General features: G+C 64.0%; 16 protein-coding genes. 13 read left to right on the forward strand and 3 right to left on the reverse strand.

The annotated features are described in order from the left end of the window. Positions 1–122: 122 nt before the first annotated feature. Together dksA and ACREP4_RS10180 are read left to right on the forward strand one after the other, a co-directional pair. The gene (gene dksA / locus ACREP4_RS10175; protein ID WP_431596060.1) at positions 123–1229 is read left to right on the forward strand and encodes an RNA polymerase-binding protein DksA; all 1107 of its coding nucleotides are present in this window, start codon (positions 123–125) and stop codon (positions 1227–1229) included. A 68-nt stretch (positions 1230–1297) separates the two neighbouring features. After that, a complete protein-coding gene (locus ACREP4_RS10180) occupies positions 1298–1753 on the forward strand; it encodes a nucleoside deaminase (RefSeq protein ID WP_431596061.1) in 456 nt (151 codons plus the stop codon). Positions 1754–2024: 271 nt separating this feature from the next. Here the strand turns inward: ACREP4_RS10180 and ACREP4_RS10185 are convergent, their stop codons facing one another. The 3 genes from ACREP4_RS10185 to cysS all read right to left on the reverse strand — a co-directional run bounded on the left by ACREP4_RS10185 (position 2025) and on the right by cysS (position 5362). Next, complete coding sequence (locus ACREP4_RS10185) at positions 2025–3269, reverse strand: MFS transporter (protein ID WP_431596062.1); 1245 nt, start codon at positions 3267–3269, stop codon at positions 2025–2027. Then, positions 3266–3706 carry a SufE family protein gene (locus ACREP4_RS10190; RefSeq protein ID WP_431596063.1) on the reverse strand — a complete coding sequence of 147 codons (441 nt, stop codon included), beginning with the start codon at positions 3704–3706 and terminating at the stop codon, positions 3266–3268. Before ACREP4_RS10190 ends, ACREP4_RS10185 begins: the two co-directional genes overlap by 4 nt. Before the next feature lie 282 nt (positions 3707–3988). Further along, on the reverse strand, positions 3989–5362 hold the full coding sequence (cysS, locus tag ACREP4_RS10195; protein ID WP_431596064.1) for a cysteine--tRNA ligase: 1374 nt from the start codon (positions 5360–5362) through the stop codon (positions 3989–3991). 163 nt (positions 5363–5525) lie between these two features. Between cysS and ACREP4_RS10200 the strand changes: the two genes are divergently transcribed. The 11 genes from ACREP4_RS10200 to ACREP4_RS10250 all read left to right on the forward strand — a co-directional run bounded on the left by ACREP4_RS10200 (position 5526) and on the right by ACREP4_RS10250 (position 17419). Continuing rightward, positions 5526–6092, forward strand: a complete 567-nt coding sequence (locus ACREP4_RS10200) for a hypothetical protein (RefSeq protein ID WP_431596065.1) — start codon at positions 5526–5528, stop codon at positions 6090–6092. A 302-nt stretch (positions 6093–6394) separates the two neighbouring features. Continuing rightward, positions 6395–7405: an N-acetylornithine carbamoyltransferase gene (locus ACREP4_RS10205; RefSeq protein WP_431596066.1), complete on the forward strand. Its 1011-nt coding sequence runs from the start codon at positions 6395–6397 to the stop codon at positions 7403–7405. Positions 7406–7549: 144 nt separating this feature from the next. After that, positions 7550–8740, forward strand: coding sequence for an argininosuccinate synthase (locus ACREP4_RS10210; RefSeq protein WP_431596067.1), 1191 nt, complete (start codon positions 7550–7552; stop codon positions 8738–8740). Between the two features lie 158 nt (positions 8741–8898). Further along, on the forward strand, positions 8899–9996 hold the full coding sequence (locus ACREP4_RS10215; protein ID WP_431596068.1) for an acetylornithine deacetylase: 1098 nt from the start codon (positions 8899–8901) through the stop codon (positions 9994–9996). Between the two features lie 72 nt (positions 9997–10068). Beyond that, the gene (locus ACREP4_RS10220; protein WP_431596069.1) at positions 10069–11397 is read left to right on the forward strand and encodes an acetylglutamate kinase; all 1329 of its coding nucleotides are present in this window, start codon (positions 10069–10071) and stop codon (positions 11395–11397) included. Positions 11398–11400: 3 nt separating this feature from the next. Next, positions 11401–12000, forward strand: a complete 600-nt coding sequence (locus ACREP4_RS10225; protein ID WP_431596070.1) for a GNAT family N-acetyltransferase — start codon at positions 11401–11403, stop codon at positions 11998–12000. Continuing rightward, entirely contained in the window at positions 11997–12953 is a 957-nt protein-coding gene (gene argC / locus ACREP4_RS10230) for an N-acetyl-gamma-glutamyl-phosphate reductase (RefSeq protein ID WP_431596071.1), read from the forward strand. Before ACREP4_RS10225 ends, argC begins: the two co-directional genes overlap by 4 nt. A 108-nt stretch (positions 12954–13061) precedes the next feature. Further along, positions 13062–14360 (forward strand): argininosuccinate lyase, encoded by a 1299-nt coding sequence (gene argH / locus ACREP4_RS10235; RefSeq protein ID WP_431596072.1) that lies wholly within the window; start codon positions 13062–13064, stop codon positions 14358–14360. 367 nt (positions 14361–14727) lie between these two features. Then, entirely contained in the window at positions 14728–14985 is a 258-nt protein-coding gene (locus ACREP4_RS10240) for a YciI family protein (protein WP_431596073.1), read from the forward strand. A gap of 4 nt (positions 14986–14989) precedes the next feature. After that, entirely contained in the window at positions 14990–16138 is a 1149-nt protein-coding gene (gene proB / locus ACREP4_RS10245) for a glutamate 5-kinase (RefSeq protein WP_431596074.1), read from the forward strand. A gap of 33 nt (positions 16139–16171) precedes the next feature. After that, on the forward strand, positions 16172–17419 hold the full coding sequence (locus ACREP4_RS10250; protein WP_431596075.1) for a glutamate-5-semialdehyde dehydrogenase: 1248 nt from the start codon (positions 16172–16174) through the stop codon (positions 17417–17419). Positions 17420–17488: the final 69 nt, after the last annotated feature.

Below are 17488 nucleotides of genomic sequence, written 5' to 3' on the forward strand. Positions count from 1 at the left end.
CCTCGCAGCGCGGGCCGGGCATCCGTTCAGGCAACGGTGTCTGGCGCGGTTGCTGCTGCTGGTCGGGTAGGCTATAAAGGCCCGCTTTCCCGGGCCCCGGGGGAAACAAGGAAGAGCGTTTCGTGGCTGCTAAAAAACCTGCAAAGAAGGCCGTCAAGGTCGCCAAGAAGACCGCCAAACCCGTAGTCAAGAAGGCGGTGTCCAAGCCGGCTGTGAGCAAGCCCGTTGCCAAGGCTGTAAAGCCGGCAACCAAGGCCCCTGCCAAAAAGGTGGTTGCCAAGAAGGCAGCGACCAAGCCGGCCGTCGTCAAGAAGGTTGCTGCCAAGCCGGCGGCTCCGGTGGCCAAAAAAACGCCTGCCAGCAAGGTGACCAAACCCGTCGCTAAGCCGGCAAAGAAAACTGCACCCGTGGCCAAGGCCGTCAAGCCTGCAGCCAAGCCGGTGGTGAAAAAGGTGGCGGAGAAATCCGTTGCCAAAGTCGTCAAGACGCCCGCCACCCCAACCGTGGTCAAGTCCGTACCGAAGCCGGCCGTCAAGCCGGTGACGGCCAAGCCTGTCCCGGCTGAAGTCGCCAAGAAGGTTCCAGCCCCGGCCGTCAAGCCGGTTGCTGCCAAACCGACGCCGGCGGCCAAAGCCCCGCAATCCAAGAAGCCCGTGCCTGTTTCGAAATCCCCCGTGAAAACACCCGTCAAATCCACCGCTCCGGTTGCTGTTCGCCCGGTTGGCAAGGTGGCCGTCGCCGTAACCGCTCGTTCGACCGCTCCGGCGCCGCGCAGCAAGTACAAGGTGGTCGAGTACAAGACCGACGAGGCCTCTGGCCGCCCGATCCTGCCTGCCGGCTACAAGCCGACGGCGGACGAGGAGTACATGAGCACGCTGCAGCAGGAGTATTTCCGTCAGCGTCTGCTGCATTGGCGCGCTGATCTGGTCGAGGAATCGAAGCAGACCATCGAGAACCTGCGTGAGGAAGTGCGTGACATCGGCGATGAAGCCGAGCGTGCGACCCGCGAGACCGAGAACTCGCTGGAACTGCGTACCCGCGACCGCTACCGCAAGCTGATCGGCAAGATCGACAGCACGCTGAAGCGTGTGGAAGCCGGCGACTATGGTTTCTGCGTCGATACCGGCGAGGAAATTGGCCTGGATCGTCTGGAAGCCCGTCTCACCGCCGAGCGCACGATTGATGCGCAGGAGCGTTGGGAGCACCTGCAGAAGCAGCAGGGCGACTGATCGTCCGGTTCTGTCGAACAACGCAAAACCCCGCTTCGGCGGGGTTTTGCCTTTTTGGAGTTATGAAGATGGCGGATCAGGACGTTTTCATGCGCCGCGCAGTGGAGTTGGCCCGCGCGAATATCGCTGCCGGTGGTCGACCGTTCGGCGCGGTGTTGGTCAAGGATGGCAAGGTGCTGGCCGAGGCGGCCAATCGCATTCATGCCAGCCACGATCCCACCGACCATGCGGAAATGCACGCCATCCGTTTGGCCAGTGCAAGACTGGCCAGCCCGCGTCTGGACGGCTGTGTGATTTACGCGAGCGGTCATCCATGCCCGATGTGCCTGGCGGCGATGTACCTGTGTGGTATCGAGCAGGCGTGGTTTGCGTATTCCAACGAAGACGGCGCACCGTTTGGACTTTCTACCGGCGCGGTGTATGCACGGTTGGCAGAGGGGCCGGCGGCTTCCAGCTCTGGTCTGCGACAGTTGCGGCCGGCGGGCGAGGCCGGGCTGTACGCGGAGTGGAAAGCAGGGCAATAGCGAAAAGCTCCCCCCATCCGCCCTTCAGGCACCTCGCTCAGCGCCCCCGCCTCGCATAGCATGCGAGGCGTTCAGCCATGCACGAGCCAGTGGCTCGTAAGCCGCATGCCTTCACCCCGCAAGCAGGAGAAGGGATGGTGCTGGCTTCGGAAACCCTCTGCGCTTCGCACGGCCTGCCACCGTTCGGTGGCCTGAAGGCATGCGCAATGCTCGGCATGCTCCCTTCTCCCGCCTGCGGGAGAAGGTGCCCGAAGGGCGGATGAGGGCGGCTCTACTGCAGATCGCGCAGATTCAATCGTCGCAACTGCGGCGCCTTCCATGCGGTGATGCCGGCCACGCCCAACACCGCGCAGCCGCCGATCACCACCGCCGGCACCAGACCCAGCAGGCGCGCCATCGTCCCGGCATAGAACGCGCCCAGTTCATTGGATGAACTGATGAAGATGCCGTTGATCGAGGACACCCGGCCGCGCATTTCATCGGGCGTGGCCAACTGCAGAATGGTCGAGCGCACCACCACCGACACGCCGTCGCAGGCGCCGTAGAACAACAGGATCGCCGCTGACAACCAGAAGCTGTGCGACAGCCCGAAGGCCACGACGCACAGGCCGAAGCCGGCGACAGCGAACAACAAGACGCGGCCGGCGTTGCGTTGCAGCGGGCGCCGCGCCAGCCACAGGCCGACGCAGATAGAGCCCAGTGCCGGTGCCGCGCGCAGGATGCCCAGGCCTTCCGGCCCGTGATGCAGGATGTCCTGGATGAAGGCCGGCAGCATCGCCACGACGCCGCCGAGCAGTACCGAGAACATGTCCAACGCCATCGCGCCGAGCATGATCTGGTTGGACAATACGAAGCGTGCGCCTTCGGCGATGCTGGCGAAGATCGGCGCGCGGGTCAGCGGCGGGGCCGGCTCGCTGACCTTGAGCGAGGCCAGTGCCGCCAGTGCCAACATCGCCATCACCGCAGCAACGCCGTACGACAAGCCTTTGCCGCCCCAGGCAACCAATACGCCGCCCAGCGCCGGGCCGATGACCATGCCCGCCTGGAACACCACGCTGCCAAAGCCGGCGCCGCGTGCGAACTGCTCGCGTGCCAACACGCGCGCGAACAGCGCGTTGTAGATCGGCGACAGAAACGCGCGGACCATGCCGGTCAGTGCAATGGCCAGATAGATCGGCCAGACGCCCTTCACCGGCAGCCAGTTCATCGCCACGGCAGCCAGCACGGCGGCGGTGGCGATCAACCCCAGCGTGGCGGCCATGCCGAGTTTGCGGCGCGGCAGGTGGTCGACCAGGTAGCCGGCGAACGGCGCCACGCAGAAGAACGGCAGCACTTCTGCCAAGCCTATCAGGCCCAGCGAGAACGGATTGCGGGTGATTTCATAGATGTGCCAGCCGACCGTGACCGCGACGATCTGGTAGGACAGCATCGCCGCGATGCGGTACATCAGCAGTTGCGCGAAGCCGGGTTGGCGTAGCAGGGTCGCTGCGCTGGAGCTGTCCGCCGTCGCGCTCACTGCTGCTGTGCTTGGGCGGTATCGCGGATGAAGGTCAGCATTGCGGCCAGACCGTTGCTGCGGGTGGGTGACAGGTGCTTGGCCAGGCCGATCGCAGACACATAGTCCGGCTCGGTCGCCAGGATATCGGCGGCGGAGCGGCCGGAATACACACGCAGCGCCAGGTAGATCAGGCCCGAAACGATGGCCGAATCGCTGATGGCGTGGAAGACCAGCTTGTCGGCGTTGCCTTCGGGCACGATCCAGACCATCGACTGGCAACCGAGCAGACGGTGCTCCTCGGTCTTCCACTCTTCGGGGAAAGTGGGCAGCTTGCGGCCGAGGTCGATCAGGTACTGGTAGCGCTCGGACCAGTCACCAAAGAAGGAAAACTCCTCGGCAATGGTGGCCTGTGCTTCGGCGGGGGTGGGTTCGAGCGGGAAGGGGGAGTCGATCATTGGGGTTCCTGTTTTGGCGCCGCTCCGGTGAGGTGGGAGTGGCTTTGTGGGGTGGGGGGCTTCTTCCCCCTCTCCCCAACCCCTCTCCCGCGAGGGGAGAGGGGCTCAAAGCAGCGCGAGCTCAAGCAGCGCTGCGCAATTGCAGCTTTTAAAGCCCCTCTCCCCTCGCGGGGCGATGGAGAGCAGCTTGCGAATCATGGATTCGCTGCTCTCCTAGCGCCTTCGCGTCTAGCGAAGGCCGGGGCGCGGAGCGGGGGTGGGGGAGAGGGGGAAACGGGAGACTTACCCCCGCTTCCAGCGCACGCCCTGCGCGGTGTCCTCCAGCACGATGTTCTCGGCGGCCAATTGGTCGCGGATGGCATCGGCGCGGGCGAAGTCGCGGTTCTGCTTGGCGGCGATGCGTTCGTCGATCAAAGCCTGGATGCGTGCATCGTCACCGGCTTCTGCGCCACGGCTGAACCATGCCGCCGGTGCCTGCTGCAGCAGGCCAAGGGCAAGGCCGGCGCCAAGCAGCTCGCGCTTCAGGCGGATTTTGTCTTCGACGCTTTCGGCTTTGCGTGCGTCACTGGCGATGCGTGCCACTTCGGCCAGTGCCAGTGGCGTATTGAGGTCATCGTCCAGTGCAGCTTCCACCGAGGCAGGGATTTCGACTGTGGCGTCGATATCCACCAGATCACGCAATGTGCCGTACAGCCGGTCCAGCGTACGGACCGACTGCTCGATCAGCGCGTCCGACCAATCCAGCGGCTGCCGGTAATGCGCCGACAGCAGCGCGTAGCGCAGGGCTTCTGGCGGGTGCTGTTGGACCAGGTCGTGCACGCGCTCGATGTTGCCGATCGACTTGCTCATCTTGGCGCCGCCAAAGTTGAGCATGCCGTTGTGCAGCCAGAAACGGGCAAAGGTCTGCCCGCCGTGGGCGCATTCGCTCTGGGCGATCTCGTTTTCGTGGTGCGGAAACTGCAGGTCCACGCCGCCGGCATGGATGTCGATGGTCGGCCCCAGATGCGCGGCGGCCATTGCCGAGCACTCGATATGCCAGCCCGGGCGGCCCACGCCCCACGGCGATTCCCAGCCGGGCAGGTCGTCGGTGGACGGCTTCCACAGGACGAAGTCGCCGGCTTCGCGCTTGTACGGCGCTACTTCGACGCGGGCACCGGCCAGCATTTCTTCCGGATCGCGGCGCGAGAGCTTGCCGTAGCCCTTGAAGCTGCTGACGGAGAACAGCACATGGCCCTCGGCGGCATAAGCATGACCACTGGCGATCAGGTCTTCGATCATCGCGATGATGTGCGGGATGTGCGCAGTGGCTTCCGGCTCGATATCCGGCGGCACAACGCCCAGCGCGGCCATGTCGTCGCGGTAGGCGGCGGCGAAACGGTCGGTGATGGCCGAAATCGGCACCCCTTGTTCCTTGGCCGCTGCATTGATCTTGTCGTCAACGTCGGTGATGTTGCGGGCGTACCGCAGCGCGCCGTAACGCCGCCGCAGCAGGTCGGCCAGCACACCGAACACCACCGGGCCACGGGCATTGCCGATATGGACGTAGTTGTAGACGGTGGGGCCGCACACATACATGGTCGGGGCGGTGGCATCGAGCGGAGCAAACGGCTCCAGCTGCCGCGTCAGGTTGTTGTGCAGGCGCAGGGTCATGGGCATCTGTTGGGGGTGAGGCGAACCCGACGATTCTAGCGGCCCGGGACGGGTGGGGCACGCCCGGGCTGTGCAGGATGCGGACGGAGGGGTAAGGTTCAGCCCCAGAGCCGCGCCGCTGCCTACACTATTGGCCACCATTCGCTCCCGCATCGTGCCGCTGACCTTGATGAAACCAAACCCGCTGCTGTTGACGCTTTGCCTGTGTACCGCCGCCTCCGGGGCTGCCGTGGCGCAGGAGAGTGATCTGCGCAACCGTGTGGTTATCGTGGAAAACGTCCGTTACGACTACGCCCAGGTGCTCAATGTCGAACCGGTGTTCCAGACGCTGCGCGCCACGCGCACCGAGGAACATTGCGAGCCGGTCTCCACGCGCACGCTGGCACCGGTGCAGGTAAAGGGCGAGAACGGCGAGGAGCGCGGCGGCATGCGCCGCTTCTGGGATTCGGTGAAGGGCATCTTCAGCCGCGACGAAGTAGAGGAAGAGGTGGTCAGCGCTGAAGACGCGCAACCCCGGCATGCGTCCGGTGGTTCGGCGATGCTGACTCCGGAATGCAAGATTGTTGAGGTGGGTCGTGAGTTCCGCCGGCCCATCGCCTATGACGTGGATTACGTCTACAAGGGCATCAAGTTCCGCTCGCGGCTGCCGGAAGACCCGGGCAACCGCCTGAAACTGCGGGTGTCAATCACCCCGGATATCGGCCAATCCTTCGACGCATCGTCGGCCACGCCCTGATGTTGCGCTGCGACACTTGCGTGCCGGCAGGCTGCGTGCGAGTATGCGCGACGATGAAAGCCAACAGCTTCCAGCACGAAACCAGCACCGCCCGGATGGCCTCCGGGATGACCTCGCGTGCCCGCCGACCGGAATCCCACATATTCGCTGGGTGACCGGGGCTTCGTGCTGTCTGTTCAGAAAACCCAGCCCAGGCTGGGTTTTTTCGTTTTTGGTTTGGCAAAAGTTTCAACCGCAATGAGTCGCGCCTTGGCGCATCCAACCGCCGGTAACGGCGACATTCCGCAGCAAAGGATGGATTGATGTCTCTGAAGCACTTCTTGAACACCCAGGACTGGAGCCGTGGCGACCTCGACGCGCTGCTTACCCAGGCAACGCTGTTCAAGCAAAACAAGCTGGGCGATGACCTCAAGGGCAAGTCGATCGCTCTGGTCTTCTTCAACCCCTCCATGCGCACCCGCACCAGCTTCGAGCTGGGCGCCTTCCAGCTGGGCGGCCACGCGGTGGTGTTGCAGCCAGGCAAGGATGCGTGGCCGATCGAGTTCGATTTCGGCACGGTGATGGACGGCGATACCGAAGAACACATTGCTGAAGTGGCCAAGGTGCTGGGCCGCTACGTCGACCTGATCGGCGTGCGCGCGTTTCCGAAGTTCGTGGACTGGTCCTACGACCGCCAGGACATCGTGCTCAAGAGCTTTGCCAAGTACTCGCCGGTGCCGGTCATCAACATGGAGACCATCACCCATCCGTGTCAGGAGCTGGCGCACATTCTGGCGCTGCAGGAACACTTCGGTACCACCGACCTGCGCGGCAAGAAGTATGTGTTGACCTGGACCTACCATCCCAAGCCGCTGAACACCGCAGTGGCCAACTCGGCGCTGACCATTGCCACGCGCATGGGCATGGACGTGACCTTGCTGTGCCCGACGCCGGATTACATCCTGGACGAGCGTTACATGGGGTGGGCCGAGCAGAACGTGGCCGAGAGCGGTGGTTCGCTGCAGGTCAGTCACGACATCGCCAGCGCCTATGCCGGTGCCGACGTGGTTTACGCCAAGAGCTGGGGCGCGCTGCCGTTCTTCGGCAATTGGGCGCCGGAAAAGCCGATTCGCGACCAGTACCAGCACTTCATGGTGGACGAGGCCAAGATGGCGCTGACCAACAATGGTGTGTTCAGTCACTGCCTGCCGCTGCGCCGCAACGTGAAGGCCACCGACGGCGTGATGGATTCGCCGCAGTGCATTGCCATCAATGAGGCGGAGAATCGCCTGCACGTACAGAAGGCGATCATGGCGGCGCTGGCCGGCAAGTAATGCGTTAGCTCCTCTCCTGATGGGAGAGGGGTTGGGGTGAGGCTAGGTTCCTCGCTCCAAAGACCACCTCAACTTCGTTACCCCCTCCCCAACCCCTCCCCCGCAAGGGGAGAGGGGCTTCAATAAAGCAGAGACTTCTTCCCCATGAGCAAAGACATCGTCCTCGCCTTCTCCGGCGGCCTCGACACCAGCTTCTGCGTGCCGTACCTGCAGGAGCGCGGCTACAACGTGCACACCGTGTTCGCCGATACCGGCGGCGTGGATGCGGAGGAGCGTGACTTCATCGAAAAGCGCGCCGCTGAGCTGGGCGTCACCAGTCACGTCACCGTCGATGGCGGCCCGGCGATCTGGGAAGGTTTCGTCAAGCCGTTCGTCTGGGCAGGCGAGGGTTACCAGGGCCAGTACCCGTTGCTGGTGTCCGACCGTTATCTGATCGTGGACGCTGCGCTCAAGCGCGCTGCCGAGCTGGGCACCAACATCATCGCCCACGGCTGCACTGGCATGGGCAACGACCAGGTGCGTTTCGATCTGGCAGTGAAGGCGCAGGGCGATTACGTCATCGTCGCGCCGATTCGCGAAATCCAGAAAGAGCACACCCAGACGCGCGCCTACGAGCAGAAGTACCTGGAAGCGCGCGGCTTCGGCGTGCGTGCCAAGCAGCAGGCATACACCATCAATGAGAACCTGCTGGGCCTGACTATGTCCGGCGGCGAGATCGACAAATGGGAAGCACCGGGCGAAGGCGCCCGCGGCTGGTGCGCACCGCGCAGTGCGTGGCCGGTGGAGCCGCTGACCGTGACCCTGAAGTTCGTCGAAGGCGTGGCTGTTGCGCTGGACGGCAAGGAACTGCCGGGTGAGCAGATTCTTGCCAAGCTCAACACCTTGTTTGCGCAGTACGGCGTGGGTCGCGGTGTTTACACCGGCGATACGGTGATCGGCCTGAAGGGCCGCATCGTGTTTGAAGCACCGGGCCTGGTCTCGCTGCTGGCCGCGCACCGCGCGCTGGAAGACACCGTGCTGACCAAGCAGCAGAACCGCTTCAAGCCGGAAGTGGCGCGCAAGTGGGTGGAGCTGGTGTACGAAGGCTTCTATCACGACCCGTTGAAGACCGACATCGAAGCCTTCCTGAAGGCTTCGCAGGCCAAGGTGACCGGCGAAGTCGTGCTGGAAACCCGTGGTGGCCGCGTCGATGCGGTGGCCGTGCGCTCGCCGTACATCCTCAATGCCAAGGGCGCGACCTATGCACAGTCGGCGGACTGGGGCGTGGAAGAAGCCGAAGGCTTCATCAAGCTGTTCGGCATGAGCTCGACGTTGTACGCGCAGGTCAATCGCTGAGTGCTGTTAGCCCCTCTCCCCACGGGAGAGGGGTTGGGGTGAGGGTAGGGCGCAGCCGCATGCAACGTTGGCGCAGCCTTACCCTCATCCGCCCCTTCGGGGCACCTTCTCCCGGAGGGAGAAGGAAGCTTCGTCCGCCTCCGCTATGAACTGAAACCATGACCAACCTGCTCGAATCCACTCTGCAGCACCTTGAAGCCCTGGTGTCTTTCGACACCCGCAATCCGCCGCGTGCGATCACCACCGGTGGCATCTTCGATTACCTGCGTGACAACTTGCCGGGCTTCAACGTCGAGGTGATCGATCACGGCGCCGGTGCGGTCAGCTTCTATGCGGTGCGCGGCAATCCGAAATATCTGTTCAACGTGCACCTGGACACCGTGCCGGATTCGCCGCACTGGTCTGCCAGCCCGCATGTGATGCGTCGCCTTGAGGATCGTGTCGTCGGCCTGGGCGTCTGCGATATCAAGGGTGCGGCTGCGGCGCTGGTGGCAGCTGCCAATGTCACCGATGGCGATGCGGCGTTCTTGTTCTCCAGTGACGAAGAAGCCAATGACCCGCGATGCATCGCTGCCTTCCTGGCGCGTGGCATCGCATATGAAGCGGTGATCGTCGCCGAGCCGACCATGAGCGAGGCGGTGCTCGCACACCGCGGCATCAGCTCGGTGTTGATGAAATTCCAGGGCCGTGCCGGTCATGCGTCGGGCAAGCAGGATCCGTCCGCCAGTGCCTTGCACCAGGCGATGCGCTGGGGCGGCAAGGCGCTGGATCATGTTGAATCGCTGGCGCATGCGCGCTTTGGCGGGTTGACCGGCCTGCGCTTCAACATCGGCCGTGTCGAAGGTGGCATCAAGGCCAACATGATCGCGCCGGAAGCCGAGCTGCGGTTTGGTTTCCGTCCGCTGCCGTCGATGGATATCGATGCGCTGCTCGGCACCTTCGCCGGTTTCGCCGAGCCGCAGGCGGCGCACTTTGAAGAAACCTTCCGTGGCCCGAGCCTGCCGTCGGGCGACATCGCGCGCGCCGAAGAGCGCCGCCTGGCCGCGCGCGATGTTGCCGACGAACTGGGCTTGCCCATCGGCAATGCCGTTGATTTCTGGACCGAGGCATCGCTGTTCTCGGCCGGTGGTTACACCACGATGGTGTATGGCCCGGGTGATATCGCCCAGGCGCATACCGCCGATGAGTTCGTCACGCTGGAGCAGTTGCAGCGTTACGTCGAGTCGGTGCACAGCATCCTGCAACGCGGCGCCTGAGCCGCAGTGGCCCGGCGGTTCACCGCCGGCTTCTCCCCCGCGACCGTTGTGGTCGCTTTGTAGACGCAAGCAATGTCCCCAGCCATGCAACCCCATCGCCAGACCCGCCAGACCATTGTCCGCCTGCTTTCGAGCATGGCCAGTGCGAAGGAAATCAGTCAGTACCTCAAGCGTTTTTCACAGCTTGATGCCAAGCGCTTCGCCGTGGTCAAGGTGGGCGGTGCGGTGCTGCGCGACGATCTGGAAGCACTGACGTCTTCGTTGTCGTTCCTGCAGGAAGTGGGCCTGACCCCGATCGTGCTGCATGGCGCCGGCCCGCAGCTGGATGCTGAGTTGTCGGCCGCAGGCATCGAGAAGCAGACCATCAACGGCCTGCGCGTGACCACGCCCGAGGCGTTGGCCATCGTGCGCAAGGTGTTCCAGCAGTCCAACCTCAAGCTGGTCGAAGCGCTGCAGCAGAACGGTGCGCGCGCAACGTCCATCACCGGTGGCGTGTTCGAAGCCGAGTACTTGGATCTGGACACTTACGGTTTGGTTGGCGAAGTGAAGAAGGTGAATCTCGCACCGATCGAAGCCAGCCTGCGTGCCGGTTCGATTCCGGTGATCACCAGTCTGGGCGAGACGGCGAGCGGACAGATCCTCAACGTCAACGCCGACTTCGCCGCCAATGAGCTGGTGCAGGAACTGCAGCCGTACAAGATCATTTTCCTCACCGGCACCGGCGGTCTGCTGGACGAGGAGGGCGCGCTGATTTCGTCGATCAACCTGTCCACCGAATACGACCAGCTGATGGCGCAGCCGTGGATCCACGGCGGCATGCGGGTGAAGATCGAGCAGATCAAGGATCTGCTGGACCGGCTGCCGGAGGAGTCGTCGGTGTCGATCACGCGCCCGGCCGATCTGGCCAAGGAGCTGTTCACCCACAAAGGGTCGGGCACGCTGGTGCGTCGCGGTGAAAAGGTGCTCAAGGCGACGTCGTGGGACGAGTTGGATACCGCCCGTCTGAAGACACTGATCGAATCCAGCTTCGGTCGCACGCTGGTGCCGGATTACTTTGAAAAGACCAAGCTGCTGCGCGCCTATGTCAGCGAGAACTACCGCACTGCGGTGATCCTCACCGATGAAGCCGAAGGCGTATACCTCGACAAGTTCGCCGTGCTCGACGACGCGCAGGGCGAAGGCCTGGGCCGCGCGGTGTGGAACGTGATGCTGGAAGAAACCCCGCAGCTGTTCTGGCGTTCGCGCAACGGCAATCCGGTCAATCATTTCTATTACGCCGAATCCGACGGCTGCTACAAGCAGGGCCACTGGAAAGTGTTCTGGTTCGGCGCCGACGGTTTCGACCGAATCCGTACCTACGTCGAACACTGCGCCGCACGCAGCCCGAGCCTGGAGGGCTGAACCATGAACCATGCCGATTGGAGCAAAGTACCGACGCTGGCGGGTTCGCACGTGCGACTGGAGCCGCTGCAGATGGCGCATATCGACGGCCTGCGAGGCGCGTTGGGCGACGGTACGCTGTCCGAACTCTGGTACGCGCAGGTGCCGACGGCCAAGACCATGACCGCCTATGTGCAAGCCGCGCTGCAGGCGCAGGCCGAGGGCAAGGTGCTGCCGTTCGCGGTGCTCAATGCGGCCGATGAAGTGGTCGGCACCACGCGCTATTACGGGCTGGATGCAGAGGTTCCAAAGCTCAGCATCGGCTACACGTGGTACGGCAAAACCGCGCAGCGCACCGGCATCAACACCGAGGCCAAGTTGATGTTGCTCACTCATGCGTTTGAACGGCTGCAGTGCCTGAGCGTGGTGTTCGAGACCAGCTCGTTCAACCTCGCGTCTCGCGCGGCGATTGCGCGTCTGGGCGCCAAGCAGGACGGCGTGCTGCGCAATCACAAGCGTCATCCCGACGGTACACCGCGCGACACCGTCATCTTCTCCATCATCGACACGGAATGGCAGGACGTGAAATGTCAGCTGCAGCACCGTTTGGACGCACACGCATGAATGTTGCTTCGTCTTTCACCGTTGGCATCGTCGGTGCCCGCGGTTATACCGGCACCGAGTTGATCCGGCTGTTGGCCGCGCATCCGCAGATTGAGCTGGCGTTTGTTTCCTCACGCGAGTTGGCTGGCCAGCGCGTGGCCGATCACAATGATGCGTACAGCGGCGAGCTGCGCTACGAAAGCCTGGACGCCGATGCGGTGGCCGCCAAGGGCGTGGACGCGGTGGTGCTGGCGCTGCCCAATGGCAAGGCCGAACCGTTTGTAGCGGCGCTGGATGCAGCGAAGCCGGACACGGTGATCGTGGATCTGTCGGCCGACTACCGTTTCGACAACAGCTGGTATTACGGCTTGCCGGAGTTGACCCGCAATCGCTATGCCGGGCAGAAGCGCATCAGCAATCCGGGTTGCTACGCCACCGCGATGCAACTGGCCATCACGCCGCTGTTGTCGCAGCTGGCCGGGCCGCCGACCTGCTTTGGTGTTTCCGGGTGGTCCGGTGCCGGCACCACGCCGTCGGACAAGAACAACGCCGAGCTGCTGCGCGACAACCTGATGCCGTACGCGCTCACCAACCACGTGCACGAACGCGAAGTGACCACGCAACTCGGCGTGCCGGTGGAATTCATGCCGCACGTGGCGCCGCACTTCCGTGGCATCACCATGACCGTCAATCTGTGGCTGCAGCAACCGCTCAAGCGCGAAGAGGTGATGGCGCTGTATCAACAGCGTTATGCCGGCGAGCCGCTGGTGGACGTGGTGGATGAAGCACCGTGGGTCAGCCGCATCGCCGGCACGCATGGTGTGCAGGTGGGCGGCTTCACCATGGCGCCGGGCAACAAGCGCGTGGTGGTGGTGGCGACCATCGACAATCTGCTCAAGGGCGCAGCCACGCAGGCGCTGCAGAACCTCAACCGCGCGCTCGGCCTGGACGAGCTGACCGCCATCCCCCATTAACCGCATGTCGTAGGAGCGGCCTCGGTCGCGAGATATTGGCTCTGTCACTGAAGAGCTTCGTGGCCCAGGTCGCTCCTACGGGATTCTTGAATTCAGAGGCTTTTCACCATGACCAACCTGCTCTGGCAGAAACCCGGCGTCGCGGTTGACGCGAAGATCCAGACCTTCCTGGCCGGCGATGACGTCATCCTCGACCGTGAGTTCTTCCTGCACGACATCCAGGCAAGTACCGCGCATGCCGAAGGCCTGCAGCACATCGGCATCCTGTCGGCGGATGAATTGGCCGCGCTCAAGCGCGAGCTGGCGACGCTGGCGGACGACTTCCGCAGCGGCGCTTTCGTGCTCGACGAACAGTACGAGGATTGCCATTCGGCCATCGAAGCGCGCCTGACCGAGCGTCTTGGTGATGCGGGCCGCAAGATCCACACCGGGCGCAGCCGCAACGATCAGATCCTGGTGGCCACGCGTTTGTGGCTGAAGGAAAAGCTGGAGCGCGTGGCGCAGATCAGCACCGACGTTGCCAAGGTCGCGCTGGATCGTGCGCAGGCCGAACAGCTGCAGCCGTTGCCGGGTTACACCCACATCCAGCGCGCCGTGGTGTCCTCGGCGGGCATGTGGTGGGCTGGCTGGGCCGAGGCGTTCATCGACAACGCCATCCGTGCGCGCGACACGCGTGCGCTGGTCGACACCAACCCGCTGGGCACCGCCGCCGGTTATGGCGTCAACCTGCCGCTGGACCGCGAGCACACCACGGCAGCGCTGGGTTTCTCCCGCATGCAGGTCAACCCGATCTACGCGCAGCTGTCGCGCGGCAAGTTCGAGCTGGCCGCGTTGGAAGCCTTGGGCGGCGCAACGCTGGACCTGCGCCGGATTGCGTGGGACCTGTCGCTGTTCACCACCGGCGAGTTCGCCTTCGTATCGCTGCCGGCGCAGTACACCACCGGCAGCTCGATCATGCCGAACAAGCGCAATCCGGACGTGATCGAACTGATGCGTGCCACCCACGCCAGCGTTGCGGCCGCGCGTACCGAGATCGAGCAGCTGCTGTCGCTGCCGTCGGGTTACCAGCGCGACCTGCAGAACTCCAAGGGCGCAATCGTGCACGGCTTTGGTCGTGGACTGGCGGCGCTGGAGCTGTTGCCGGCACTGTTGTCGAATCTGGATTGGCGCGACGACAACATTCGCAGCGCGATTGATTCGGGCATGTATGCGACCGATGTTGCCGTGGAAGCTGCCGTTGCCGGTGTGCCGTTCCGCGATGCGTACAAGGCCGCTGCTGAAGCTGCTGACACCGCAGGGCAGGGGCGTACCCCTGAGGGCAGTTTGGCCGCGCGCGTGTCGCCTGGAGCGGCGGCGGATCTGCGGCTGGATGAGCTCAATGCACGCTGGAAGGCGTTGCAGGGCTGATGGAGTGAACGCGGGCGCCGAAGGGCGCCCGTGTTGGTTTTGGCTCTGGCTTCGGCTTAAGCCCCTCTCCCGCGTGCGGGAGAGGGGTTGGGGTGAGGGGAAGCTTCCAGCAAGCTACGTCAAAAGCTCCCCTCATCCGCCCTCCGGGCACCTTCTCCCGCACGCGGGAGAAGGGATAGCCAAAGGCCCAAGCCAAAGCCCAAGCCCCAAGCCCCAAGCCAAAGCCCAAGCCCCAAGCCCCAAGCCCCAAGCCAAAGCCCCAAGTCAAAGCCCCAAGTCAAAGCCCAAGCCCAAGCAAGTTCCAAGCGAAAGCAAACGCGACGGCGGCGTGTCTGGCGTGCTGTCATACGCAGCAAAGGAGAATGCAATGAAGCTTTACCTGGTAATGGCAATGCGCAAGCCGTCGTTCGACGACGCGGTGATTGCCCCGCACAAAGCGTTCCTCGATGTGCTCAGCGCCGAGAACCGTCTGCACCTGACCGGTGGGTTCAGTGATGGCAGTGGTGGTGCTTATGTGTTGAAGAACATCGACAGCCTCGACGAAGCCAAGGCCATCGTCGCCACCGATCCGCTGGCCATCCACGGCAGCTCCGAGTTGACCGTCCACGAGTGGAATACGCGCTGATCCCATGATCCAGACCTCACTTTCGCCGTTCACCGAACAAGTGCTGCCGCCGTGGCGCCGCGCCGTGCTCAAGGTTGGCAGCAGCCTGTTGGCCGCTGACGGCGGTGGCCTGACGCCACGCTTCGCACTCGGGCTGGCGCAGTTCGTGTCGGCCAATGTGCAGGCCGGGCGCGAAGTGGTGATCGTCTCTTCCGGTGCGGTCGCTGCCGGCCGTGCCATCGTGCCCAAGGCCGCTGAAGCTGGCGCCGCGATGGCCGCGCGACAGGCGCTGGCCGCGCTCGGTCAGGCGCAATTGATCACGCTGTGGCAGCGCTTCTTCGAGCGGCCGGTGGCGCAGGTGCTGCTCACGCATGACGACCTGCGCAATCGCCGTCGCTATCTCAATGCACGCGCCACGCTCAACGAGCTGCTGGCGCTGGGCGCGTTGCCGGTCATCAACGAAAACGACACCGTCTCGGTGGACGAACTCAAGCTTGGCGACAACGACAACCTTGCCGCCATCGTCGCTGCATTGGTCGATGCCGATGCCTTGTTCATCGCCACCGACATCGACGGCCTGTACACCGCCGACCCGCGCAGCAATCCATTGGCGCAGCCGATCAACGAAGTCACCGAGCTGACGCCGGACGTGCTGGCGATGGCCGGCGGCAGCGGCAGCGCGGTCGGCACCGGCGGCATGCACACCAAGCTGCAGGCGGCGGCCAAGGCCGGTGCGGCCGGCATCGATACGTTCCTGTTCAACGGCCGCGATGGGGACGTGGTGCGCGGGCTTGCCCAGGGCAGGCTGCGTGGCACGCGTCTGCACGCGGGGCAATCACGCATCGCCGCGCGCAAGTATTGGCTGCGGCATGCGCCGGTGGAGCCGGGTGCGATCCTGGTCGATGCCGGCGCTGCGCGGGCGTTGCGCGAGAAGGGTGCATCACTGTTGCCAGGCGGTGTGGTTGGTGCGGAAGGTGAGTTCCGGCGTGGCGACATGATCGAGGTGCGCCTGTTTGATCCGGAGGGGCAGCAGCGCATCGCGCGCGGCGTGAGCCAGTATTCGGCGGTGGACATCCGCCGCATCAGTCAACACCACACGCGCGAGATCGAGACCATTCTCGGCTACAACTACGGCGACAACGTCATCCATCGCGACGATATGGTGCTGCTGTGACCAACGCATTCAATGCTTACCAAAGGTGCCGCCATGACTGATATCCGCACGCTGGCATTGCAATGCCGGCAAGCCGCGCAGACGCTGGGTCTGCTGTCCACGCAGGCGCGAAGCGCGTTGCTGCAGTCGATGGCAGATGCGCTGGATGCCGATGCGGAAGTGATCCTCGCAGCCAACGCGCGCGATCTGCAGGCCGCAGATGACAAAGGCGTGGGTGCGGCGATGCGGGATCGTCTGGCATTGAATCCCGCGCGCCTTGCAGGCGTTGCCAATGCGCTGCGTGAAGTGGCCGCATTGCCTGATCCGGTGGGTGAAATCACCCGCGACTACGAACGTCCGAATGGCATCCGCGTGCAGAAGGTACGCGTGCCGTTGGGTGTGATCGCGATGATCTACGAGGCGCGGCCGAACGTGACCGCCGACGCTGCCGCGCTGTGCATCAAGGCCGGCAATGGTGTGATTCTGCGCGGTGGCTCGGAAGCCATCCACTCCAATACCGCCATCGCCGCCAGTCTCAAGCGCGCCCTGCGCGAAGCCGGGTTGCCCGACGCCGCGTTGACGCTGGTCGAAGACCTGCGCCGCGAAACGATGCTGGAGCTGCTGCAGCTCAACGACATCATCGATCTGGCGATCCCGCGTGGTGGTGAAGGGTTGATCCGCTTTGTCGCCGAACACGCGCGCGTGCCGGTCATCAAGCACTACAAGGGCGTGTGCCATTTGTTCGTCGATGCCAGTGCCGATCTCGCACTGGCAGTGAATCTGTTGGTGGACGGAAAGGTGTCGCGCCCGTCGGCCTGCAATTCGCTGGAGACGTTGTTGGTACACGAAGCCATCGCGCCTCAGTTCCTTCCGCTTGCCGCCGCTGCGCTGCGCGAACGCGGCGTGGAATTACGCGGTGATGCAGCGACGCAGGTATTGCTGCCGGACGTGCTGCGGGCCACTGACGACGATTACGCAGCCGAGTATCTCGACCTGATCCTATCGATCCGCGTGGTGCCGGACATGGCGGCCGCCATCGCGCATATCCAGCAGTACACCTCCGATCACACCGAAGTGATCGCCACCGGTAATCCCGCGCATGGCGAAGCCTTCGTGCACGCGCTGCGCTCGGCGGTGGTGATGGTCAATGCGTCATCGCGTTTTTCCGACGGCGGCGAACTGGGCTTGGGCGCGGAAATCGGCATCTCCACCACGCGCCTGCATTCCTACGGCCCAATGGGTCTGGAGGCGCTCACCGTGGAGCGCTTTGTAGTGCGCGGCGAGGGCCAGGTGCGGCACTGACACCTGGCTGAGCAAAGTGGCATTCGGCATGAAGGGCGCGCTGCCAGTCGCTGTTCATGTTGCGAATGG

The organism is Stenotrophomonas sp., from assembly GCF_050737575.1.
Taxonomy (GTDB): Bacteria; Pseudomonadota; Gammaproteobacteria; order Xanthomonadales; family Xanthomonadaceae; genus Stenotrophomonas.

Bases quoted from the DNA above. Each gene is read 5' to 3' on its own strand.
- ACREP4_RS10180 (WP_431596061.1), top strand. From the start codon at position 1,298: ATGGCGGATCAGGACGTTTTCATGCGCCGCGCAGTGGAGTTGGCCCGC.
- ACREP4_RS10190 (WP_431596063.1), bottom strand. From the start codon at position 3,706: ATGATCGACTCCCCCTTCCCGCTCGAACCCACCCCCGCCGAAGCACAG.
- cysS (WP_431596064.1), bottom strand. From the start codon at position 5,362: ATGCCCATGACCCTGCGCCTGCACAACAACCTGACGCGGCAGCTGGAG.
- ACREP4_RS10200 (WP_431596065.1), top strand. From the start codon at position 5,526: ATGAAACCAAACCCGCTGCTGTTGACGCTTTGCCTGTGTACCGCCGCC.
- ACREP4_RS10205 (WP_431596066.1), top strand. From the start codon at position 6,395: ATGTCTCTGAAGCACTTCTTGAACACCCAGGACTGGAGCCGTGGCGAC.
- ACREP4_RS10210 (WP_431596067.1), top strand. From the start codon at position 7,550: ATGAGCAAAGACATCGTCCTCGCCTTCTCCGGCGGCCTCGACACCAGC.
- ACREP4_RS10215 (WP_431596068.1), top strand. From the start codon at position 8,899: ATGACCAACCTGCTCGAATCCACTCTGCAGCACCTTGAAGCCCTGGTG.
- ACREP4_RS10220 (WP_431596069.1), top strand. From the start codon at position 10,069: ATGTCCCCAGCCATGCAACCCCATCGCCAGACCCGCCAGACCATTGTC.
- ACREP4_RS10225 (WP_431596070.1), top strand. From the start codon at position 11,401: ATGAACCATGCCGATTGGAGCAAAGTACCGACGCTGGCGGGTTCGCAC.
- argC (WP_431596071.1), top strand. From the start codon at position 11,997: ATGAATGTTGCTTCGTCTTTCACCGTTGGCATCGTCGGTGCCCGCGGT.
- argH (WP_431596072.1), top strand. From the start codon at position 13,062: ATGACCAACCTGCTCTGGCAGAAACCCGGCGTCGCGGTTGACGCGAAG.
- ACREP4_RS10240 (WP_431596073.1), top strand. From the start codon at position 14,728: ATGAAGCTTTACCTGGTAATGGCAATGCGCAAGCCGTCGTTCGACGAC.
- proB (WP_431596074.1), top strand. From the start codon at position 14,990: ATGATCCAGACCTCACTTTCGCCGTTCACCGAACAAGTGCTGCCGCCG.
- ACREP4_RS10250 (WP_431596075.1), top strand. From the start codon at position 16,172: ATGACTGATATCCGCACGCTGGCATTGCAATGCCGGCAAGCCGCGCAG.